We start from the raw sequence: 23,892 nt of genomic DNA, 5'->3' as shown, positions 1-23,892 counted from the left end.
TTATATTGCTTTTGGAAGAATTGCTGTGCCTCGCTGGCAACATAAAAAGAACCGGTAATTATTATTGGTCTGTTATCAGTGTTCTGTTGCATTGCTTCTTTGATGGCAGAACTTACTGTGAGCGTAGTTTTGTATGAAATGTTGAATTGTTTGATTTTGTCAATAAGTTCTGACACAGGTATATGCCGAGGATTTTGCGATTGAGTGAGGATAATGCTTTGGGCTGTGGGAATTATCGCTTTGAACATCTCTTTTATTAATTTACCTTGCGAAGAACCAAAAATAAATATTACTTTTCTTTTAAGAATGTTTTTAACAACTTCGGCTAATGCTTGCATCGATTCGGGATTATGAGCCCCATCAAGGATAATTAAAGGTTTTTTCGAAACAATCTGTATCCGACATGGTATTTTGGCATTGCGCAGTCCTTTTCTCACGCCTGTAATATTAATTCTATGGTCATAGATTTTTAAGTAGTTTAACACACAAAGCGCAGTTCGAACATTTTCAATCTGATGTCGACCAATTAATTTAATCCGGCAGAATATGCTTTTTTTCTGTTTAGGGAGTTTGACGAAGAAACTTGAACCTGATAAATCAGTCTTGATTTTAGTGATTTTAATTGCTTTATCGGCTTGACCATACTGGCATCTTGTCTCTCGGATTTTCTTAAGTAAAACTTTCAATGCCGAAGGTCTTTGTGCCGATAGCACAACATAACTGCCGGGATGAATAATTCCAGCCTTCTCATAAGCAATTTTTCCAAGGGTCTTTCCTAAAATATTCGTATGGTCGTAGCCTATTCGAGTAATGACAGCGACTAAAGGTTTTGTAACATTGGTTGCATCTAATCTACCGCCTAAACCGACTTCTAAGATTATATAGTCGGGCTTTTTTTCTTGAAAATAGAGAAAAGCAATTGCAGTAATTGCTTCAAAGAATGTGATCTTAAACCTTTTTGCCTTGACTTGAATCTTTTTTATTAATCGGACAAAATCTTTTTCAGGAATATCTTTGCCACAAAACTTAATTCTTTCTCTAACTGAGATGATATGAGGCGAAGTGTAAAGAGCAGTTTTTAAACCACAACTACTTAAAGCACTTTCAAGAAAAGTGGCTGTTGAACCTTTGCCTTTTGTGCCAGCAATAATTATGACATTGGATAAATCTTTTTGCGGACTGCCAAGGGATTTAAGAAATCTAATAAATTTATCTAATTTGAAATCGTAATAGGGAGATGTTTGACGCTCATAATTAATTAGCGAATCCAAAAATTTATATGGGTTAATCGTGTTTGGTGCCATCTGTTTTTCTCAAAGTCTCTTCTTTAAGTGCTATACCCCGCTTACTCATTCTAATAAAATCTAACAAGATTTTAATTATCTCTTCAGGAGGTAAAGTATCTTTAATTATCTTTATCGCATCGCTGAGACAATATTGTGAACGATAGATAATTTTATATGCCTTTTTAATATTACTAATTTGTTTGGAACTGAACCGATTGCGCTTTAATCCGACAGTATTCACACCCAAAACCTTAAATGGATTACCTTGGCCAATAAGATATGGCGGTAAATCTTTTGTCAGATAAGAACAAGCACCGACCATAGCATATTTCCCGACCCGACAGAATTGATGAATACCACTCATTCCACCAATATTGGCATAATCGTCAATTTCACAATAACCACCAATCTGGGTAAAATTAGTAATGACCGTGTTATTTTTGATTATCACATTATGACCGATATGGACATAAGCACCTAAAAGATTATTATTACCTATAAGGGTTTTATTATATTTACCAGTCGCTCTTGAGATAGTAACAAATTCCCTGATTGTATTATTATCGCCAATTTCAACATAACTGGGCTCACCATAATAATTAACATCGAATGGTTCTGAACCGATTACTGTTCCTGAGCCAATGATACAGTTATTGCCAATTTTGACATTATCTCTAATTATGGTGTAAGGACTGATTTTACATTTTTTTCCGATTTGAGCATTATTCATAATCACGGAGAAAGAATTAATTATACATCCTTCGCCGATTTGGGTATTATCCATAACAATTACATAGGGTTTAATTATGCAACCTTTGCCAACCGCAACATTATCCTTTATAACAACATACGGACTAATTTTACAATCTTTAGCAATTGTGGCTTTCGGACTAATAAGATTACTTGCTTTAAGGTTAGTCGACTCGATGTGGTGTTTCAAAATTTTAGATGAGAAAATACTTCGGCTCATAGGATGCAGAATTTTAAGTTGTTGATAAACTTTTCTGGTTGCTTTAAGGAAGTTGCAATCTATTTGCTGAAGCCTAAGAGCAGTTCGCCTTCACAGACAACATCTTCGCCAACCAAAATCTTACCTTGGGCTTTAGCGATTGAACCTTTTAAGGAGACTATTTCACAAATGATTTTTAGCGTATCTCCAGGACGCACCATTTTTCGGAAGCGGGCTTTTTCAATGCCTAAAAAGAGCGGCACACCATTTCCTGAGGCAAAATCTTCCGGAAAGAGTTTTATCAAGACAATACCTGCGGCTTGCGCCATTGCTTCAATCATTAACACTCCAGGCATTAGTGGATAATCAGGAAAATGACCTTGGAAAAACGGTTCGTCAATCGTGACATTCTTAATACATTCAATCTTCTTATCCGTAATTTCGATTACTCGGTCAATAAAAAGAAACGGATATCGGTGGGGTAGAATTTTTTTAATGTCGTATATTTCCATAATCTATCCTTTCCCTAAATAAGATTTTGTTAATCAGAGTGATAAAATTAATCATTATTTGTTCATTTCATATTGGTTAGTTTTTTAAGCAACTTATGGTTTAATTTATGCGAAGGATTGAAGGCAATGATTTTACCTTTTATCACTTTGCCTAATAGTGCCAAATCGCCAATTAAATCTAACATCTTATGTCTTAACATCTCGTCAGTATAACGAAATCTCTTGGGCAAGACAATATCTGACCTTTTGAGATTTTTCTTATTATTAGGTATCGATTTTGTAATAATTTCAAAAGGCAGAATCTTTTTTAAGAAATCAATGTCAGGATAATTACCAAAAGTCCGGGCGGGTGCAATTGAGTTTTGGTAATCGTTTTTCTTGTTTTGACACCAGACGATGCTTGTAATCTTCTCATCGGGTAATTTTTCTTTAGTAATTGACGAATTACCCAAAAGAGTAATTGATAATTTCTGCGAGGGGAAGATGAAAAATAACCCGTCTTTATCCGCAATAGAGACGGGATTTTTAACTAAGAGATATTTTTTGGGTTTATTTTGGCTGGTTATCCCGGCACTTTGAATTAATTTCACATAAACTGATGCACTACCGTCTCCAAAGGGCAGTTCATCTCCTAATACATTAACATATAAATTATCTACGCCTAATCCGAAACAGGCGGAGAGAAAATGTTCCACAAAATATAATTTGTGCTTATTCTTTTTAAGACCAACAAAATGATTGCTAATAAAGGCATTATTGATATTGGCAGAAATATTGGGGTTAAAGATAATACCGGTATCAACCGGTGCAGGACTAATTCGAATTGTTACTTGTCTTTTGAAGATTATTCCCCAACCTTGATAGTCCTGGGGCGTTTTAATTGTAAATTGTTGCATAATTTCAGGTGGTAAATTATAGGTTACACGGAAGAAAATAATTTTGCCCAGACTTTTAGCGTTTGATTGTGAGGTCGGGCAGGAATTCCTGAATATTTTCCGTTTTTCGGCACATTTTTGAATACGGCTGATTTAGCATAAATAATCGCATTGTCGCCAATTTCCGTATGGTCTTTAATGCCAACCTGTCCGGCTAAAATTACATTATTACCTAAACGAACACTACCCGCAATACCGCATTGAGCAATAATAATGCAGTTCTTGCCAATCTTTACATTATGTCCGATATGAACCAGACTGTCAATTTTTGTGCCTTTGCCGACTCGGGTTTCATTAACTTTTGCCCGGTCAATTGTGACATTTTGACCGATTTCAACATCATCTTCAATTACCACTTTGCCTTTATGCGGAATGCGCTTGTATTTTTCTTTTACTTTTTTATAGCCGAATCCCGGACTACCGATAATAGTTCCAGAACCAATTACTACTCTCTTACCAATTTCACAGTTATCAAAGATGGCAACAAAAGGTTGGATTTTAGTTTTGGCACCAATTTTAACATTATTACCAATATAAACAAATGGTGAAATTTGGACATCTTTGGCGATTTGAGCTGACTCAGCAATAAAGGATATCGGTAGTTTATTTGATTTGGAATTCATAAGCATTTTAATTGATAGATAATATTTTAATTAATCTATTTCGGACATCTTTAAGTCAACTGCTGATTGTATTTGGTGGTAGAGAATTTATTTAAAATATCTTGAGAATCGAGACCAGAGATTAGCAAGGGCTTGCTTAATTTCTTCAACTCTTGCTGCTTCACCGGACTCTTGAGCAAGAATCTTTTCGGCTCGTGGGTCAGAAAGGATTATTGTAAAATTAACCCGTTTGCCTGATTTACTGACAATACCAGTTATGACATAATCAACTTGTAATTGGCGGGCAATGGCATAGACATCCGATTCAGTAATCCGGCTGGTTAAACTGATATTTCTGCTAATTATCGCATTATCAACCTCACCGGCGCTAATCGTTCTAATTTTTGACACGTTTTTTAATAATTCATAGATCGCCGTGCGCATCCTGTTTCCAATATTTTCTTCTTGGGCTTCAGTGTTTTCTTCAAAAATAGGAAAGATGGCAACAGGTGTTTGGAGCGTGGTAGGTGGAGAGACAGGAGCATATTCTTTATTAAGTTCATCTAAAACCTTGCTGGTGATATCTAAATCCGCCTGGGCGTATACAATCTTTGATTCAGAAGCATCCAGAATCAGCATAAAGCCATCTCGGTTGGCAATCTTTTTTACTGCATTACGGATATTTTGGAGAATTGGGGCAATCAATTCCCGATTTTTAATTTCAGCCCTGCCGGATTTACCCCAAACTTCATTTAAGTAATCTTCGTACTGCTTTTTTAATTGTTGGATCTCGAGAGTTTTCGCATTCAAACCACCTTCAGAAAGAATCAGGCGTTGGTCTTCCAATTCTTTTTGCGCCCGTTCGTATATTTGTTTTAAGGAATCGGCGCGTTGGCGATATTTGGCGATTTCGGCTTCGTAAGCTCGTTTGGCATCAACAGCGGCTCGATAGTTATCAATTACATAATTTAAGTCAACATAGCCGATTTTCTGGTCTTTACCTTGAGCGCTTCCACATAAAATAATTATTAGAGATATTAGACAGACAGATGTTCCCTTAAGCCTTTTACAAAATGTTTTCATAATGAACTCCTATAAATTCGGACATTATTGTTTATTGTAATTTTATGCCTTCTTCCTTTTCTTTTACAAGGTATGTTCATAGTTTAATCGATAATTTCTAATGGTAAATGATTTAAAATCAAAAACTAACATTCGACTTCGGGTTTTTGTGTAACGGTCGCATCTATATTTTGTATTTATGCTTCTGACTCCACTTTAATCCGATATAAATTGCCTGGTTGATACTTCTCCGATGGGGAAAGTGTAATTCTAATATAGTTATCACTTAGCGCATTAATGACTGGCATCATATTTCCAGCCTTATTAATATTTGGTCTTAAGCACGGTTTTTGTTCAACCAAGAATTCTAACTCTTGACCAATAAATTGTTTTTTAAAATTGTTCGCTTTTTTCTTAGAAAGATCTCGTAAAATTCGAACCCTTTCTTTTTTCTCTTCTTGGGGAACATTATCCGGAAGATGACTTGCGGAGGTTTGGGGTCGGACCGAATAGGGAAAGATATGGAGATAACCCAAAGGTAAAGATTCAACAACTTTTAATGTGTTTTCAAATGCTTTAGCGTCTTCATTAGGAAAACCGACAATGATATCGGTTCCAATATTGACATCAGGAATTTTAGAATATACTTTGTCAATTAGATTACAATATTCTTCAACTGTATATTTTCGGCGCATTAATTTCAGAATGTTATTATCACCGGATTGTAAAGGAATATGAAGATGGCGGCATAAGCGCTTTGAAGTCCATAAATCGCAAAATTCGCTCAAAACGGAAAATGATGTAATAAGAATATCAGGTTCAATGGAACTCAGCCGGAATCGGCAATTGTTATCAGGTAAAGATTTTAATAGAGCGATTAAAGGTACTTTTGTTTGAGATTCGATACCACTAAACACCGTCTGAAGATAATCATTGGTAAAATCTCGACCATATGCACCTAAGTTCAGGCCGGTCAAGACAATTTCTTTATAGCCACATTCTACTAAATCAGCGATTTCATTCAGAATTGATGTTAACGAACGAGAGCGCGGTGTACCACGAATTAGCCGAACTATGCAAAAACTACATTCATTAGGACAACCGTCTTGAATTTTAACTAAGGGTCGGGTACGTTTAGGTAAAGATAAAACTTGGTAATTTGGTTGGTTGGCAAGAGTGTTTTCTAATAACGCAACCTTTTCATCTTGAGTAATTACTGCATCGACACCAGGGATGTTTTGTAATTTTAGTTTAGCGATACTTGCTAAACAACCGGTAACAATTACTCGACAATTTGTTTTTTTGGCCCATCGTTTAATGTGTTTTAATGATGTACGCACTGCTTGTTCAGTTACAGCACAAGTATTGATGATGCATAATTCCTTTTTGTCAAAAAATTCAGGTCTTATCACTTGTGGAATGCAGAAAAATCGTTGCATGGCTGTATCGGCCGGACAGGGGAAAAGCGGAACGTGAAAGGTAGAAAGTTGGCTGTGGAAAACAGAAAGTAACCTGTCGCCTTCTGCTTGATTGAGACGACAGCCGATATTGATTACGGACACAGAGGCCATATCTGCTTTGTCAAAAATCTAGTGTTTGTTTTTGAGAAATGATTCTCATAAATTATAAAAATATGTCCAATCTAATAAAGCAACATATTTGGTTTTGTATATGGTACCTGAATATATATCGTTTTTTAGTTTGATGACAAACAATATTATTTTGTCTTAAGTCTGATGGTAATTAATATTTTCTTAATTATTGCATTCAGAGAAAATTTAATTCATTTCTTCGAACTCAGAGGTCTTAGTCGAATTTTCTTCTTTTTTATGTTTAGATTTTCTTTTTTTGCGAAGTTTAAGTTCTAAATCATCTGGCGGAAGGTGGTCTTCGAATGTAAACTTTACTTCATCCCTTTTAGGAAAATCTTCTTCTTTTGGCCGGCGACGACTGGTTTTTTCAGTTACTAAGGATTGAACTGCTTCTTCAGAAGGAACTTCTCTGTCGGTAGCGACTTCTTCTAATATCGCTAATGCTTTTTCCGAAAGTCCGATGCGTCGGTTTTCAAAATCGATCCGAGTGATTTTTAGGTCAAGAGAATTACCAATTTGGTATTTAGAATCTTTTTTACCCAGTTTTTCTATTAGTTGGGTTTTAGGGACATATCCTTCTATGCCATACGGCAAATTGACAATAATGCCAGTTTTGGAAATATCGACAATACGGGCACTAATCTGGTCGCCAGGTTTGTATTCTTTACTTAACCGATAAAATGGGTCTTCTTTGGTCTGCTTTAGACCCAATGCAATTTGGCGATTTTCTTTATCAATATCTAAAATAATGGCTTCAATTTTTTGGTTTTTCTTAACAATTTCACCTGGATGACGTACTCGTTTGGTCCAGGACAAGTCGTTATTTCTAATTAATCCTTCAATGCCGGGTTCAATTTCGACAAAGGCGCCAAAAGGTTTAAGCGCAGTTATCCGACCAGTTATTTTTTCGCCGATCTGAAAGCGTTCTTCAATTGTTGACCACGGGTCGGGGGTGGTTTGTTTTAAGCCTAATGAGATGCGTCTTAATTCACGGTCAACTGCCAAAACCATTGCTTCCACTTCATCACCGACTTTTAATAACTGAGATGGATGTTGGATTGATTTATTCCATGAAAGTTCGCTGGTATGAATGAAACCTTCTAAGTTCTTTTCCAGTTCAACTAACACGCCATATTCCGCAATAGTTGTAACTTTGCCTTTTACTTTAGACCCAATGGGATAGCGTTGTTCAATTTCTTCCCAGGGATGTTTGGTTAATTGTTTGAGACCGACGGTGATGCGGTAATTTTCCGGATTAACGGTTAGGACTTTTATTTTAATATGGTCACCTTTTTTGAGCACTTCGGCCGGATTAGTGATTCGGTCCCAAGACATATCCGAAATGTGGAGTAAAGCCGGGACGCCGTCAATGTCAACAAATGCGCCGAAATCCGTAAGATTGGTGACAGTGCCTTCAACAATATCACCAACTTTAATTGTTGAGAAGACCCGTCTACGGGCTTCATCTAATTTTTCTTCTAAAATTTTGCGCCGCGAAACAACAATATTGCGTTTTTTCGGATTTACCGAGATGATTTTAACTTCAAGCAATTTACCAATATACTCATCAGGATTATAAACCGGTTTTAATTCAATTTGGGAACCAGGTAAAAATGCTTCTTGCCCAAAAACTTCAACTAATAATCCACCTGTTACTTTTTTAATAACCTTTGCGGTAATGATGTCTTGTGACTGGGCTTTATTTTCGATTTCGGTCCAGGCGATTAACGCATCGGCTTTTTTCTTAGAGATTATAGGCAAGCCATCAATGCCTTCTAAGGCTTCTAAATATACTAAAACATCGTTACCTTCACTGAGGACATCTGTTGGGGAAAATTCGTTTATCGGCACGACTGCTTCCGATTTAAGTCCTAAGTCAATAAATACTGAATCTTCAGTACAGCGAATAATTTTACCTTTTACAATTTCACCTTCTTTTAAGGTGGGAAAGGCTTCTTCATATATTTTTCTTACACGATTTATTTGTTGTGTATCTGCTCCTTTCTCGGATCTTCCCAAACCGGGCTTACTCACTTCAGGCACGCCCGTTTCAGGAGGATTGGGTCGTTGGTGTAAATTGGTTGGGATATTATTTTCCATAGTCGTCTAATGCCTCCTTGGCTGTAGTCTTGGCCACTTTGGCCAGGGTGTAAATTTCTGACGTACCGCTGGTTTTAATTTTATCTACAATCGCGAGCACTAACTCGCAGGGCGTTGAAGTTCCAGCAACAACGCCAACTTTTAGTTGGTCGATATGACCAGAGTTTTTATAACTAGGGGAGTTAACCCTTTGTCGTTCTTGAGGCTTTTTAAAATACAAAGGTGCTTTATAAGTTTGAGTGAATTTATTATAACTGACACCTCCTAAATCCTTAAACCAATTTGGGTTTATTTCCTCGGGTTCAGCAACCTGATAAACCCGAGGGCAAAACTTTTGAGCAATTTCAACCAGATGTTGCGTATTAGCGCTATTCTTACCACCAACCACAATCATAATATCAGAACTTCGAGACAATTTCTGACAAAGCCGTTGTCGTGTTAAGGCTTCTTTGCATAAAGTGTTATACACTCGTATCTCCTGTAACTTATCAGTATTATTTAATATTTTAACCGCTTTTTGAAAATATTCAATAGGTAGCGTTGTTTGTCCTACAACCCCAATTTTTCTTCCACAATTTTGTGCTTGGCGGATTATCCGGAACAGATCTTGATTTTTACTAAAAACGATACTAAAAGGCTGAGCATATCCTAAAATACCTTTGACTTCCGGATGTCTTTTATCACCAATTATAACAGTTAAAAAATTCTCCTTTTTTAATTTAAGTGCAATATTTTGTATTCTTTTTACATAAGGACAGGTGGCATCGATGATTTTATATCCGAGTTTTTCAATACGGTTAATAACACCAGGTGCTACGCCATGCGACCGAATCACAACAACTGATGTTTTTCGTTGTGCGGGTTTAATACGTTTAAGATAAGAGAGATTGGGTGCGGTCTTGATACCTGATTGCCGCAGCTGGTTAACTACAGATTGGTTATGAATAATCGGTCCTAAAGTATAAACTATGCCTTTGTTCTGTGCCTGCGGTCTGGTTTTTAATCCTTGGAGCGCTAAATGGATTGCCCGTTTGACACCAAAACAGAAGCCCGTAGGTTCAGCAATGTGAATTGTCATTTGCGGTTTGTTTTCTGCTATCTGCATAATCTTAATCCCAAATTCAAAATCTTAAACTTGAGAATCTATCACTCAAGTCCAAAAGGTCAGAGAGAACATTTAAAGTTAGGATAGACTCTTGTTTGGTATTATTTTGCATTGCTTTTTCATTTTACTAATAATTCTTCAATGCTCTGTTTAATTTTTTGAGTTAAAGATTCATAATCATATTTAGATTTTGTGTAGCCTGAAGGAAAAATTGGTTTGCCAAATTGAACAACAATGCGCTGACATTTGTTGTTTTTCTGAACCTTTTTAATCCGGGCAATATCTTTGTCAATCAATGCAGAGAGGCGACCTTGCCAGATTTCTCGGACACCTTTAACTGCAACGGGAACTATTGGCACTTGATTTACGATGGATAAATAACTCGCACCCAATTTAAATGGCAACAATTGATTGAATGAAAGCGATTTATTTCGTGTGCCTTCAGGAAAGACCAGAATGGTTTTGTGTTTTTGTAAAAGACCAGAAATAATTTTGAGAGTGGAATGGGCAAATTCTTCTTGACGAGAAATTGGGATGGCGTTCCAGAATTTTATGAGCCAACTGAAAAAACGGGAAATTTGAAACAATTCCTTTTTCGCCATAAAATAAATCTCTTGTTTACTGGCAACCGCAATAACAAATGGGTCTAAGTGAGAACGATGGTTGGCAACTAAAATTTGTGCTTGATTTCTTATTAAATATTCTTGTCCAATAACCTTGAGCCCAAATAAAATTTTGGCAAGCGGATATGCTATAATTTGACCTAATCGCCATCGCCATTTCATTTTGTATCTTGATTTCTTTCCAAATAATCTTTTATTTTATCGACCACCAGTTGAATTTCTTCTTCAATCGTTAAATTAGTCGTATCAATATAGATTGCATCTGGTAATTTCTGTAATGGACTGACTTTACGAGTGCTATCTAAATGGTCGCGTGCTTTAAGATTCTTTTCTACTTCTTGTTTGGCTATCGGTGTGCCCTGGGCAAAAGATTCTTTTTGTCGTCGTAACGCCCGTTGTTCCAAAGAACAGTCTAAATAAAACTTTAAGTCGGCATCAGGAAAGACAACGCTACCAATATCCCGCCCTTCAACGATAATATTCTTATTTTGGGCAATCCGTCGTTGTTCTTTAACCATCTTTTCTCGGACTTGCGGTATGGCTGAAATCAAGGAAACTAAATCATCAACCTCTTTACTTCGAATTAAACTCGTTATATCTTTACCATCGATAATAACCTGACGGGAGTTTATACTTTCGGTAAAATCAAGCGAGGTTTGGTCTAAAAATTTCTGCAGGGCGTTAATATCTTTATAGTCAATTTTCTCTTGGATAATTTTATAGGTCAAAATTCGATACATTGTGCCCGTGTTCAGATAGGCAAATCCTAATTTTTGAGCAGCACCACGGGCAGTCGTGCTTTTACCTGAACCAGCAGTGCCATCAATAGCAACAATTATTGGCCGATTCATTTTATGGTCTTACAAAACTTCTAATGTTAATCATTAAATCTTATAATTGTTTGCATGATTTATTTCCAATTAGTGTTTTGCTTTTTGTTGTGTTTCTCTTTAAGTGTCTTTGTCATTATACTAATTTTCTCATACCTTTTCAAGAGAAAATAGATTATAAATAGAATATTAAATTGATTTGGATCGCAGACAAAAACGAATGATTTGAGATTAGGTGATGCCGATAATCTTTGAGCGTTTACAAAAATACATTATACAGAATACTTGTTGGCACTATTATAGAGGATTTATAACCGCAATCAGTTTATCGTTGGGACCAAACTTAAAATATGATGTTGATGTTTAAGTTATTAATCGTACTAACTGCAAATTTATTAGTAATGTCGGTTCTATTGGGAATGTTAATTTGATTATTGTAAAATATTTTAGTTTGTAAGATAAAATTACTTACGTTTATTAATTCCGCCGAACATTATTGATACGGTTATAAATGGACCTTTAAGATTAAACTGCGGACCTTGGATTTCATTAAAATCTTCGACAATCCAAGCACTTTGAGTTGGTGTTAGCAAATAACCGCCTTTGAGGGTTAAGCCGACAAAACCAATTGGAATATCAATGGCTAAGCCAGAAAATAATGTTAGACCGCCTTTGGAAACTTTCGCAACACCGCCAGGGGCTGTTAACACATTATTAAAAGTTAATGGATTATAACCTCGGGATTTAATTTTTAGGGAAAGACCGCCACCACCAATTCCAATTAGAGGACTTAGTTTGATGGTTGGTGCATTTATGAGCAAATAGCCAACCTCAAAAAATCCAGCACCATAAGATAGTTCCACATAAATCGATTCACTATTTACAGATTGAGAACCACCGATTCCCCAACCGCCAAGTCTAGTCCTGCCGATTTGTCCCCAACCACCACCGCCAAAGACAAATTGCGATTTTTGCGCAGACTCAATGTGATAATTTGTGAAAACCGTATTTATATTATCATAATTAAAAAAGACAAAACCCGGTCCGAAATATCCGGCACCATAACTCTCGGAGCGCATTTTTAGTTTTGTTTTCATTTTCAGCTTTTGACTGGGAACTTCACCTAATTTAACATCAATGGTCTTTTCGCCATCTGATGATAGAAGTTTAAGATGAATTATTTCTTTTGGTTTGGTGTTCTGAATAAATCGGATTAAATCATCAGGTGAATGCATTGGTATTCCGTTGATTTCAAGGATAATATCGTTTTCTTTGATTCCAGCGATTTGGGCAGGACTATTAGGAGCGACACTTTGAACGACTAATTTCCCATTCTCTTCTCGGGTTCCTACTCCTAAAAACCCTCGCGGTTCAGATACTGCAATAACTTTCTTTTCAACTTCAATCGTTTTTTCGTGTTTCGAATGGTTCATTTGTTTTTCTGACAAATGCTCGTCACACTTTTGACAGTTACCACATTGTCCATAAATTGGAATGATATTTATGCTGAGAAATATTATTAGTAAAGCAACTAACACTCTTATAGAGTTTAACATAAAACACTCCTTTCTTTGGCTAATAACATAAAATATTTTATCATAGATTATTTTATGAAGTAAAAATGTTTTGGGCACAAATGTTGGCGAGATTACAACTGGGGTTTGATATTGAGAAATTTCGTTGTGTATTTGGTAAAAAAATTTCTTTTTGCTTTTGTGTGTTTTGTAATTTGGCAATTTTGTCGCGCTTGCAAAAGACATATCTTTTTAATTATAATTAATGCATATTGTTAAGTGAGATTTTCGAATTCTTTTAACATTCTTAAGGTCTCTTCAGCATCTTTTTTGTCTAAGACCTGAATTGCAAAGCCTGCATGCATGATTATATAATCATTGACCTTGGCTTCAGGACAAAGCATAAGATTGGCTTCGCGCTGGACACCCCAAACATCAACAATTGCGGTATCGCCTTTTATCGAAATAATCCGAGCCGGAATCGCTAAACACATATGATTAGGGATTTATTATAAGCGCTGATACATATAAATCAACCAACACAATTTATTATAACTACATATTAGTAGAAATCAATCAACATATTAGATATCTGTTAGACTACTGATAACTGATATATAAGAATCGACCATAATTTTAGATCTATTATAACTACAGATGTCTAAAAATCAACCGATATTTTAATTATTGAAAGATTAGACGGGAAAGTATTCAATTGGTATTGTTATGGGTTTTTAAGTAAAATCCAAAGAATATTTGAACAATTATTGAAAGACTAAACGGAAAAGTGTTTAATTGATATTGTTGTAAATTATCAAGCAAAATCCCAAGAATATTTCGGTTCGCGTAATTATTGAAAGATTAAACTGAAAAGTGTGCAATTGGTATTGTTGTAAGTTATTAGGCAAAATCTCAAGAATATTTCGGTTCGGGCAATTATTGAAAGATTAAACTGAAAAGTGTGCAATTGGTATTGTTGTAAGTTATTAGGCAAAATCTCAAGAATATTTAGGTTCGGCAATTATTGAAAGATTAAATCGGAAAAGTATCTAAATGGTATTGTTATGAATTATTAAGTAAAATCAAAAGAATATTTTTTTTGCAAATATTTTTTAATCGGATTTAATGGGTGAATAATAAAGCACCCGGTCTTTGATTTTAACACCCAATTTTTGCGCTACGACCGGGCACTTTGCCATAAGAATAAAAAAGCAATCACGTTCACAATCGACTAATGACTCAAAATTGGCATGGCCTTTAGCAATGACCATATCTGCGGAATCAAAGATAGCGTTAAAGACTTCGGAAGTGCAAGAGAAATCAACACCTAAAAACCGACAATTTTTATCTTCAGTTACAGTAATAATCTTACCGATACCATCTAATCCTGCTACGACCGCATCATTTTTTAATGCGTCATTAAGAATGGGAGCGGTTTTGACCGCAATAATTAGTTCTGGTCCTTTCAACCTTTCTAACAGCAGTTTATCCAGGTAGATTTCGCCAGCATTATCTAAAATATACAAGATGTTTTCTGCGGTGCGAAACTTCTCCTTAAATATCTTATAGTCGTCAATGGCAAAACGCTGTTGGGCTAAAGAACAAATTTCCTCAATCAGAGAAATGTTTTGGTTATGAACTGAATAAATATCTGCCGGACCAACATCAATAATATTGCCGCAAGCGGAAAAACTTATTGCTAAGTGTAAAGGGTCAGGAGAGTTTTTTATTTCCTTTAGAGCGACCGGATAGATATTCCGACCAAGGTCGTTTTGTGCCTTCTTAATAAATTCAAAGGGGTCATTAAGATTTAAGACCTGATAGATTTCTTTAAGCACTTGTGAGGTAAATTTACTCGGCGGGTCTTGTAAGGATAAACGGGAGGTAATTTCTAAAGCCTGGTGCCTTATTTGGGATAATAACTGCTCTTTTTCGGCATAATTTGCTTGTAACTGTTGCCGAAATGAATCATTAGCCCAGACAACTTCTACGACTCGCTCACATTGTTTCAGTACACAAGGTATACATTGAGGTTCAGATTGCATAATAAATTAAGAAGTAACTTTATGGGAGCAAACTGTCTTTAATTTATAAATTAAAATTTATAAAAATAGCGAGAGCGAAAAAAACAAGTTTTGCTGATTAATATACTAAACTTACCGGACATTGTTCTTATTTTGTTGTGTTTTCAATTAGTTACGCAGCACTTTTTCGGGACACCCTATATATAAATTTGCATTTCTTCGGGATTAAAACGAAAGTCTAATCTTTTATTTATGTTACAACTAATTATAACCTATTAGGTCAATGGCATCTGGTCAGAAAAAGTTTATGAAGTCTGAGTTGAAGTTGCGGTTTTTTCCTCAACTTGAGTTGCTGGTTCTTCTTTGGTTTCTAAGAGATTCCGGTCGTCTTTCTTTTTGACGATAACTAAATAGTTAGTTAGTGTTCCGGTAAACCAAACCGTTGTGCCGTAGGAGATAACGAAAATTATTAAAAGATAATAACCGATCGCAAATAAAATTGAAGCAATTAAATTTGCAATATTGATATATTGATAGGATGGTGGCGAAAAGAATATGGTCCCACCCAATACAGTATCAACTAAACGTGCAATTGGTTCAGGACACCAATAAGGGATAGATAACTTAAAGGTTGATGCGGCATTTAGCAGAATGTCATTAAGTTTGTTACCCATAAATATTGCTAAGATGTTAGTGCCGATTTTTACTGCCAGTGCTGAGAAAAATGCCATAATAAATAAGCCGATTTTAGATAGAAAACTTAAGATTACCGAATACCAGATTAATCGGGCCGTTTGGTCATTAAGCATTGAGAAGACTTCAAATAAAGTATCAAATGTATCATTACCCGAGGCAGCGATGATAGCCGGCGAATACATTAGAGTTAACTTCAAGATAATTAAAAGATAGACGATAAATAAGGATGCGGCAAAGGCTAAAAGAATCATTAGACCAGTAAAAATTTCACCAAAATAAGGAATGCGGCCAATCAGCGATAAAATTAAGCCGGCAACGACAACCGAGAGAATAAATAAAATTACCATTACCGGACTCATAATTATCGCACGGCCATTTTTCAAGGCATACTTGAATGCCTTTTTTATCTCAAAGAAATCGTCGCCTTTTAATTGTTCAAAAGTTACTTTACAAACTGCGGTTCCGGTAATAAGTAAAACACAAATTCCAAAGGCAATACCTATTGCCCATAACAACCACCCTGACCAATGGAGCGTTTCCGGTATCGGTAATAAGCGATATGTTGCCCAAATTTCGGCAAAAGACCAACCTTGGGCTAAAAAGGCTAAATAGGAACAGATATTATAGCCAATAATCGCAATTAGATATCCTAACATCATCATTGATATCTTTTTAATGGAAAAACCAAGCCTAAAAGCACGGAAGACATCTTTATAGTTATTGTGCAAATTGGTCATTTTACCTCCTATCAAAACAAATTTTTGGCATGGCTTTTATTAGCCCTTTGGCAAAAAGATAATTCTTAACCAAAAAAATCATTGCGTTTACCTCGAGCATTTTAATCATAAATGTAAAAAGTTTCTTAAAAAGAAATAGATGGCTAAAAATATTACTGCAATTGCAGCCAGCATTATCCATTTGAACGGAATGGTATGTTTTTTAACACTGAACAATCGTCGCCTTTCCGTAAACCGAATCATCATATGAGGATAGTAATAAAATTATATTCTGTCAAGAGAAATGTTAGTAACTGCGAAAAAGTCATATTTTTAATAAAGACGAAGTTAAACTCCTCATAATCCTTTAATAAGTAATTTTTAGTTTAGGTGTAAGTGTGGTTATTATATAAAATTGGTTATTATATAAAATAAGGTAGCACTAAGAATTTTGTGTAATTTCTTTTTTCTTCCATTAGGGATGTTCGCTTTTTCTTATTATTAAAATTGTCCGGCATAGGAGGAGACATCTTTATTGTTAACATATTAAGTCGAAATTTACACAAAATATTATACACTACCTAAAATAATTTTCCGGGTAAAGAATGTGCTTTACTCAATGACTCGCTCTGCTCTCTTTCAAACGCTGTCCGATTATGCATCTACAAAGATTTATCATCAGTCTAATTATCGGACTGAATAAAGAATGCGGTATTTGATACCTTTTAATGAGTTTTAATCAGCAAAGCGATAAGAACACTAAAAGAAAAAGTTATCGATAAATTTCATCTTACCCTTCTTGAACATCCCCGCTGTGGAGGGAATCATACCATCATTTTAGCAGATTTTTGTTTTATTCTTTGCAATTCAATTGGTTAGATAAAAATTGCCTCCTAATTTTTGTTGGAGAGTGTGTATAACTTTTTATAGGGTGTCACTTCTATTATCTGTTTACAACTGCAGGCAATGAAGTTAAGATATAAATAAGATATAAAAAATAAATAAGATATAAAAAAATAAATGAGATATAAAAAAATAAATAAGATATAAAATAAATAAGATATAAAATAAATATGATATAAAAAATAAAATGGTAGGATTTGTCTCTAAGGTAAAAAAATAGAGTGCAGGTCGAAAAGATACCTTAAAAGAACATAAGTATCATAAGATGTTGCAAGATTTTAAGATTGATATTTTTTTCTTGTTTTTTTATAGATTTTGTGCTATAACAATTTTGTATAGACTTTTCATTCCCAACGAAAAGTTTTGGCAGATATGGTAATGCAGATAATTAAGGGAATTAGTAAAAAGCTAACTGAGGTTATGTGTTTGTTCCAGTTTTCTCCAACCCATAATCCACGAAGTAAATTAACGACATGAGTTAAAGGTTGAACTTTAGCAACCTTGCGAACCGAAAGCGGCAGGATTTGTCGGGGAATTGTTGCGCCAGAAAGAAATAACATCGGATAAAAAAGTGCCATTGCGACAATTTGAGCAGTCCGCGCGGTTGGTAACAATCCAGCAATGACAGAACCTAAGGAAAAAAGACTCTGACAACTTAACAAATATCCTGCAAACAGATAAAAGACAATGCCGGCAAATCTCAAACCATATACTATTTTTACCACAACAATCATTAATCCAGTGCCTAATATTGTCATTGCAAATAACATAATGACTTGTGCAGTAAGCACTATTATTGGTTTAATTGGTGTTGCTTGAAATCGGCGTAAGATTTTATACTCGCAGTACACTGCCTTTGTAATCGCCAATGTCATAAGTCCATTAGTTGCAATCAGCGCTGAGGTATATGCGGGCACTAATATATCAACATAGCCAAATCCACCAAAAAATGGTGTTGGTTTATTGCCCCAAACGCTACCGAATAAAAAAAGGAGGATTAAAGGAAAAACAAAGGTAAAAAATGCGCCAATCGGCTCACGGAAAAAGGCATAATTTCCACCCGGGTTAATTTGATTAGTGCGCGCATATTCTCTCACTTAGTTTCTCATTTTTTTGCCGGTAAGCATCAAAAAGACATCCTCTAAATTGGGCTGTTCAATTCGGAAATCATGAAATTGGGTCTTATTAGCGATAAGAATATTTATTACTTCAAGCATTAAATTGTCACCTTGACCATATACGACTATTTCGCTATTAGTTTGTTCAATATGTTTTACACCGGCCAGATTTTTAGTTGTTCTTTGGGAAAAGAATTTTCAACGGTAAAGATAATACGATTTTCGGCACTAATTTTGTGAATCAAATTCTTTGGCGTGTCTAACGCAACAATTTTTCCATTGTCAATAATCCCAACTCGGTCACAAAGTCTTTTTGCTTCATCCATATAGTGAGTGGTGAGAAAAATTGTCTTTCCTTGATCGCAAATCGTTTTCACTAAATCCCAGATTTGTGGGTCGAGACCAGTAGTAAGTTCGTCTAAAAAGACCACTTCGGGATTGTTAATTAAGGATAAGGCAATAAAAAGATGTTGTTTCTGACCGCCAGACAAATGTTGGAAGTAAGACTTACGCTTATCGGTTAATCCTAAATTATCTAATAACCAATCAATATTTGCTGACTGAGGATAAAATGAGACATAAAGGTCAAGGACTTCATCTACTCTAATTCGTTGTTGAAGTTGTGACTCTTGTAACTGAATTCCAATTTTTCCTTTAATTTATATTTATCAGTTAAGGGGTTAAGATTAAGCACTTGGATAAAACCTTTGTCAGGCTTGCGTAAGCCCTCAATACATTCTATCACCGTAGTCTTGCCGGCACCATTAGGACCGACCATTCCGAAAATCTCTCCCTCATATACTTCAAACGAGATATCGTTAACCGCTTTACCGCTTTAATTAAGCCATAGGATTTTTGCAGTCCTTCAACTTTTATGAGGACTTTCAGATGTTCTGGATGCATATTTTTGTTTATCTTACTAAAAATAAAATTATTGGTGTCAATTATCGGATTTAAATAAAGTTAAAATGCCACGGTTTTACTTATCATTGTTGCTATTTAATAATCAATTATTATTTGATGATTTTTTCATCTTTTAATTACCAATATTATTGTCTGGTGGCTTTTCATTTTATCCTTATCGTCGTTTAATAATTCATTAGCGGTGGTTTTTCAGATAATCATTATTGTTATTAATAATTGATATTTATCATTCTGTGATTTTTCATTACTTGAGATTTGTGATTATAAATTATCATACACAGACTAAGAACTTTTTTACATCAAAACCGTTAACGGAATCCTAATTTTAAGGGCATCAAAAATTTTGCCCAAACTTTTCCGCTAGATAGCGATGGTTTTTAATTAAGGTATTTTGTTTAAGAACTACCCGCACTATACCAGTGCACTTTAGATAATAGTAGTGTATTTTGTGTAAATTTAGACTTGATATGTTAAGAATAAAAGAGTCTCTTCCTATGATAGATAATTCAATATCTTGACACTTATTGAAAATTTGTTATACTAAAGTTGAATGCGTGAGTTTCGCACAAAGGAACTCAATTATCATAAAATGATTTCATCTTTAGGTGACAACACACAGACTAAAGATGTTTTACGCCGAAGCGGTTAAAGGCAATTTTTATCTGGGCGATTAGCTCAGTCGGCGAGAGCGCCTCCCTTACAAGGAGGAGGTCATCCGTTCAATTCGGATATCGCCCATTAAAATTATTCTGTTTAAATTAATAAGAGAATAAATTATGCCAGTAAAAAGAAGTTCTGAACGGTCAAGTCCAAGACCAAAACTTGCTGACCCTTATCTTTTATCTAAAGCATATTCGGAGCCAACAATCTGCCCCACTTGCGGTTTAGTCTATCATAAGAAACGATGGCTTCGTGATGAACATATTAGAACAGAAATAGAAAAGATTGCGGAGAAACATAAATGCCCTGCCTGCCGAAAAATTGAAGACCATTATGTGATGGGTTTAGTTACCATAACCGGCACATTTGTTTTGCCGAATAAAAACGAAATCGTTAATATTATTCGGAATCAAGAAAAGAAAGAATCTTTGCGGAATCCCTTAGCCCGAATTATGAGTCTAAATAACAAGGAAAATCTAATTACGGTTGAGACGACCGTAGAAAATTTAGCAATTACCATTGGTAAAGCGTTGGAAAATGCTTACCATGGCGAGTTAAAAATAAGTTTCAGCGACAATGAAAAATTGGTTAGAGTCTATTGGCATCGCGACTTAGAATCAAAAAAGAAAACAACCAAATGAACACTTACAAATTTAAATCTAAAGACTTTAAGGAGGCAGTATGAAGTTAAAACCACTCCAAGACCGTGTTTTAGTGCAACGTATTGAAGAAGAAGTAAAAAAAGGCGGTATCATCATTCCGGATACTGCCAAAGAAAAACCACAACAAGGTAAAGTGATTGCAGTTGGTCCTGGTCGACTTGACGAGAAAGGCAATCGAATTCCGATGGAAGTGAAAAAAGGTGACATCGTGCTTTTTGGCAAATACTCTGGAAACGAAGTCAAAATTGACGACAATGAATATCTCATTATGCGCGAAGACGATATTTTAGCGATTGTCGAAAAAGAGAAATAATAAGGAGGAAACTATGCCAGCAAAAGATTTGAAATTTAGCGAAGAAGCCCGTAAAGCAATGCTTAAAGGTGCTTCAATTTTAGCGGACGCAGTTAAAGTGACACTCGGTCCGCGCGGTCATAATGTCGTTATCGAAAAGAAATGGGGTGCGCCAACTGTTACTAAAGATGGAGTGACGGTGGCAAAAGAAATTGAACTGGAAGATAAGTTTGAAAATATGGGTGCGCAGATGGTTAAAGAAGTGGCATCGAAAACCTCAGATGTTGCTGGTGACGGTACTACTACGGCAACCATTTTGGCTGAAGCCATTTTCCGTGAAGGACTGAAGGTCGTTGCGGCTGGTGCCAACTCTATGGCAGTAAAACGCGGTATTGATAAAGCAGTCGAAAAAGTTGTTGAAGAATTAAAACGAATTTCGAAAAAGACCAGTGGCCGAAATGAGATTGCTCAAGTAGCATCGCTGGCTGCTAATAACGACACTTCTATCGGTAATTTAATTGCGGATGCAATGGAAAAAGTCGGCAAAGAAGGTGTCATCACGGTCGAAGAAGCCAAAAGTATGGAAACAACTCTTGAAGTGGTAGAAGGGATGCAATTTGACCGCGGTTATCTGTCACCCTATTTTATCACTAATCCGGATAAAATGGAATGCGTCTTAGAAGACTGCTATATTTTATTATACGAAAAGAAAATTTCATCTGCCCGCGATTTATTGCCGTTACTGGAAAAAGTTGCCCAAAAAGGAAAACCAATTTTAATTATTGCTGAAGAAGTCGAAGGTGAGGCATTGGCAACTTTAGTTGTCAATAAGATTCGTGGTACCCTTCAGTGCTGTGCAGTTAAGGCGCCGGGCTATGGTGAGCGACGCCGAGCCATGCTGGAAGATATTGCAATTTTGACAAATGGTCGACTTATCTCAGAAGATGTTGGGATTAAATTAGAAAATGTTGCGATTACTGACTTAGGTATGGCAAAACGGGTTACTATCGACAAAGAGAATACTACGATTGTTGAAGGCGCTGGTTCTAAGAAAGAAATCCAAGCCCGTATTGAGCAAATTCGCAAACAAATTGAAGAAACCAAATCGGATTATGACAAAGAAAAACTTCAAGAGCGTTTAGCAAAACTCGCTGGTGGTGTTGCAGTGATTAATGTCGGTGCGGCAACCGAAGTCGAAATGAAACAGAAAAAAGCACTTGTAGAAGATGCATTACATGCTACTCGCGCGGCGGTTGAAGAAGGTGTTGTGCCTGGTGGTGGAGTTGCACTGGTCCGTTGTATTCCCGCTTTAGAGAAAATGAAATTACCCGGTGATGAGCAAATTGGTGTTGACATTGTTAAGAAAGCATTAGAAGCGCCGTTAAGACAACTGGCTGAAAATGCCGGAATCGAAGGTTCGATCGTGTTCGATAAAGTTAAAAACGAATCTACTAATATGGGTTTCAATGTGGAGACGCTTAAATATGAAGATATGTTTGAATCAGGCGTGATTGACCCGACTAAAGTTACTCGAGTTGCGCTCCAGAATGCCGCGTCAGTAGCATCGCTCTTAATTACTACTGAAGCTGCAATTGTCGAAATTCCAGAAAAAGAAAAAGCGCCACCAATGCCTGCCGGTGGCGGATACGGCGAATATTAATATAAAAATTGAAGGTGAGGAGTAAGGCAGTGAAAATAATGAAACTAAATTCCTGTTTTACTCCTCACTTCGCTGAGGTCCTTTTATTCTGAGCGATGCCGACATACGAATACGAATGTGAAACTTGTCATCACAAGTTTGAAGAGTTTCAGAAAATAACTGATAAACCATTAAGAAAATGTCCACAATGCGGTAATAAAGTTAGAAGGCTAATCTCGGCTGGAGTTGGTTTGATTTTCAAAGGTAGTGGTTTTTATATTACGGATTATAAAAAACAAAATTCTTCGCAAGAGAAAAAAACTTCACCTGCGTTCGATAAAAAAGACAATTCTGCTGAGAGTAAGAAAGATTAATGCCCTTATTAAAGCAACTTAATAATTCTTATGCGGAAGATATAGAATTTTTTTCTTAATATTAGATGAGTGCAAGGGAAATTAAGTGTTTTATCAAAACATTCAAATTTAAATTGGCCTATAAATTAAAATTTCAATTAATTAAAATTTAGACTTGACAAATTTGGTTTTATTCGTATAATATTTAAGGATTGGTTAGAATAAATGTTCTTTGACAATTGGGAAAATAACAGCGTGTTCGGAAAGCCACATAAGTACCTCAAAAATTTTTTTGAGAGTTTGATCCTGGCTCAGGACTAACGCTGGCGGCGTGTCTTAGACATGCAAGTCGAACGGAGTTTATCTTGTAGCAATACAAGATGAACTTAGTGGCAAACGGGTGAGTAATACAAGGGTTACATACCTTGGAGAAGAGCATAACTCTGAGAAATCGGAGCTAATACTCTATACGTTCCTAATGAAGAATTAGGAAGAAAGATGGCGTAAGCTATCGCTCCAAGATTGGCCCTTGGCCTATCAGCTTGTTGGTGAGGTAATGGCTCACCAAGGCGAAGACGGGTAGCCGGCGTGAGAGCGTGACCGGCCACATGGGAACTGAGACACGGTCCCAACTCCTACGGGAGGCAGCAGTCTAGAAAATTGGGCAATGGGCGCAAGCCTGACCCAGCGACGCCGCGTGGAGGATGAAGTCCTTCGGGATGTAAACTCCTGTCAGAGGGAACGATGCCGTTTGTGAGTAACTGCACAAACGGTGACGGTACTCTCAGACTGTCT

22 protein-coding genes, 1 tRNA gene, 1 rRNA gene and 1 pseudogene are annotated in these 23,892 nt (G+C 36.0%); 6 read left to right on the top strand and 19 right to left on the bottom strand.

The genetic code is table 11. The annotated features are described in order from the left end of the window. From N2201_04415 to N2201_04325, 19 genes and pseudogenes are all read right to left on the bottom strand, one after another. The coding region (locus tag N2201_04415; GenBank protein ID MCX7785454.1) for a bifunctional folylpolyglutamate synthase/dihydrofolate synthase at positions 1-1,304 on the bottom strand (1,304 nt) is incomplete at its 3' end. Beyond that, positions 1,285-2,256 carry an acyl-ACP--UDP-N-acetylglucosamine O-acyltransferase gene (gene lpxA, locus N2201_04410; GenBank protein MCX7785453.1) on the bottom strand — a complete coding sequence of 324 codons (972 nt, stop codon included), beginning with the start codon at positions 2,254-2,256 and terminating at the stop codon, positions 1,285-1,287. The genes lpxA and N2201_04415, both read right to left, overlap by 20 nt. A 59-nt stretch (positions 2,257-2,315) precedes the next feature. After that, positions 2,316-2,750, bottom strand: a complete 435-nt coding sequence (gene fabZ / locus N2201_04405; GenBank protein ID MCX7785452.1) for a 3-hydroxyacyl-ACP dehydratase FabZ — start codon at positions 2,748-2,750, stop codon at positions 2,316-2,318. A gap of 59 nt (positions 2,751-2,809) precedes the next feature. Continuing rightward, the gene (locus tag N2201_04400) at positions 2,810-3,643 is read right to left on the bottom strand and encodes a UDP-3-O-acyl-N-acetylglucosamine deacetylase (protein ID MCX7785451.1); all 834 of its coding nucleotides are present in this window, start codon (positions 3,641-3,643) and stop codon (positions 2,810-2,812) included. Between the two features lie 23 nt (positions 3,644-3,666). Further along, the gene (gene lpxD, locus N2201_04395) at positions 3,667-4,305 is read right to left on the bottom strand and encodes a UDP-3-O-(3-hydroxymyristoyl)glucosamine N-acyltransferase (protein ID MCX7785450.1); all 639 of its coding nucleotides are present in this window, start codon (positions 4,303-4,305) and stop codon (positions 3,667-3,669) included. 87 nt (positions 4,306-4,392) lie between these two features. After that, positions 4,393-5,367 carry an OmpH family outer membrane protein gene (locus N2201_04390; GenBank protein MCX7785449.1) on the bottom strand — a complete coding sequence of 325 codons (975 nt, stop codon included), beginning with the start codon at positions 5,365-5,367 and terminating at the stop codon, positions 4,393-4,395. Between the two features lie 176 nt (positions 5,368-5,543). Then, positions 5,544-6,917 (bottom strand): MiaB/RimO family radical SAM methylthiotransferase, encoded by a 1,374-nt coding sequence (locus tag N2201_04385; GenBank protein ID MCX7785448.1) that lies wholly within the window; start codon positions 6,915-6,917, stop codon positions 5,544-5,546. Positions 6,918-7,124: 207 nt separating this feature from the next. Continuing rightward, on the bottom strand, positions 7,125-9,038 hold the full coding sequence (locus N2201_04380) for a 30S ribosomal protein S1 (GenBank protein ID MCX7785447.1): 1,914 nt from the start codon (positions 9,036-9,038) through the stop codon (positions 7,125-7,127). After that, positions 9,028-10,143 (bottom strand): 4-hydroxy-3-methylbut-2-enyl diphosphate reductase, encoded by a 1,116-nt coding sequence (gene ispH, locus N2201_04375; protein MCX7785446.1) that lies wholly within the window; start codon positions 10,141-10,143, stop codon positions 9,028-9,030. The genes N2201_04380 and ispH overlap by 11 nt, the downstream gene beginning before the upstream one ends. Before the next feature lie 119 nt (positions 10,144-10,262). Continuing rightward, entirely contained in the window at positions 10,263-10,928 is a 666-nt protein-coding gene (locus tag N2201_04370) for a 1-acyl-sn-glycerol-3-phosphate acyltransferase (protein MCX7785445.1), read from the bottom strand. After that, positions 10,925-11,617: a (d)CMP kinase gene (gene cmk / locus N2201_04365; protein MCX7785444.1), complete on the bottom strand. Its 693-nt coding sequence runs from the start codon at positions 11,615-11,617 to the stop codon at positions 10,925-10,927. The genes N2201_04370 and cmk overlap by 4 nt, the downstream gene beginning before the upstream one ends. Before the next feature lie 443 nt (positions 11,618-12,060). Continuing rightward, positions 12,061-13,152 (bottom strand): PDZ domain-containing protein, encoded by a 1,092-nt coding sequence (locus N2201_04360; GenBank protein ID MCX7785443.1) that lies wholly within the window; start codon positions 13,150-13,152, stop codon positions 12,061-12,063. A gap of 233 nt (positions 13,153-13,385) precedes the next feature. Further along, positions 13,386-13,604, bottom strand: a complete 219-nt coding sequence (locus N2201_04355; protein ID MCX7785442.1) for a HypC/HybG/HupF family hydrogenase formation chaperone — start codon at positions 13,602-13,604, stop codon at positions 13,386-13,388. A gap of 618 nt (positions 13,605-14,222) precedes the next feature. After that, positions 14,223-15,155, bottom strand: a complete 933-nt coding sequence (locus tag N2201_04350) for an ARMT1-like domain-containing protein (GenBank protein ID MCX7785441.1) — start codon at positions 15,153-15,155, stop codon at positions 14,223-14,225. 284 nt (positions 15,156-15,439) lie between these two features. Beyond that, on the bottom strand, positions 15,440-16,567 hold the full coding sequence (locus N2201_04345; GenBank protein ID MCX7785440.1) for a hypothetical protein: 1,128 nt from the start codon (positions 16,565-16,567) through the stop codon (positions 15,440-15,442). A gap of 105 nt (positions 16,568-16,672) precedes the next feature. Then, on the bottom strand, positions 16,673-16,813 hold the full coding sequence (locus N2201_04340) for a hypothetical protein (GenBank protein MCX7785439.1): 141 nt from the start codon (positions 16,811-16,813) through the stop codon (positions 16,673-16,675). Positions 16,814-17,793: 980 nt separating this feature from the next. Next, positions 17,794-18,546: an ABC transporter permease gene (locus tag N2201_04335; GenBank protein ID MCX7785438.1), complete on the bottom strand. Its 753-nt coding sequence runs from the start codon at positions 18,544-18,546 to the stop codon at positions 17,794-17,796. Between the two features lie 176 nt (positions 18,547-18,722). After that, complete coding sequence (locus tag N2201_04330) at positions 18,723-19,058, bottom strand: hypothetical protein (protein ID MCX7785437.1); 336 nt, start codon at positions 19,056-19,058, stop codon at positions 18,723-18,725. After that, positions 19,035-19,345 (bottom strand): annotated as a pseudogene (locus N2201_04325) (ATP-binding cassette domain-containing protein). Before N2201_04325 ends, N2201_04330 begins: the two are co-directional and overlap by 24 nt. A gap of 810 nt (positions 19,346-20,155) precedes the next feature. Here N2201_04325 and N2201_04320 point away from each other — a divergent pair. The 6 genes from N2201_04320 to N2201_04295 all read left to right on the top strand — a co-directional run. Continuing rightward, positions 20,156-20,229: transfer RNA gene (locus tag N2201_04320), tRNA-Val, on the top strand. A 38-nt stretch (positions 20,230-20,267) separates the two neighbouring features. Then, complete coding sequence (locus tag N2201_04315) at positions 20,268-20,792, top strand: BCAM0308 family protein (GenBank protein ID MCX7785436.1); 525 nt, start codon at positions 20,268-20,270, stop codon at positions 20,790-20,792. A 40-nt stretch (positions 20,793-20,832) separates the two neighbouring features. After that, the gene (groES, locus tag N2201_04310) at positions 20,833-21,126 is read left to right on the top strand and encodes a co-chaperone GroES (protein MCX7785435.1); all 294 of its coding nucleotides are present in this window, start codon (positions 20,833-20,835) and stop codon (positions 21,124-21,126) included. A 13-nt stretch (positions 21,127-21,139) separates the two neighbouring features. Beyond that, positions 21,140-22,765, top strand: a complete 1,626-nt coding sequence (gene groL, locus N2201_04305) for a chaperonin GroEL (protein ID MCX7785434.1) — start codon at positions 21,140-21,142, stop codon at positions 22,763-22,765. A 95-nt stretch (positions 22,766-22,860) separates the two neighbouring features. Then, positions 22,861-23,118: a zinc ribbon domain-containing protein gene (locus tag N2201_04300; GenBank protein ID MCX7785433.1), complete on the top strand. Its 258-nt coding sequence runs from the start codon at positions 22,861-22,863 to the stop codon at positions 23,116-23,118. 267 nt (positions 23,119-23,385) lie between these two features. Next, positions 23,386-23,892 (top strand): 16S ribosomal RNA (locus tag N2201_04295); the annotation flags it as partial.

Source organism: candidate division WOR-3 bacterium (assembly GCA_026418155.1).
Taxonomy (GTDB): domain Bacteria; phylum Hydrothermota; class Tepidihabitantia; order Tepidihabitantales; family CAIPLT01; genus JAOABV01.
This window is presented reverse-complemented; position numbering and strand designations above follow the sequence as displayed.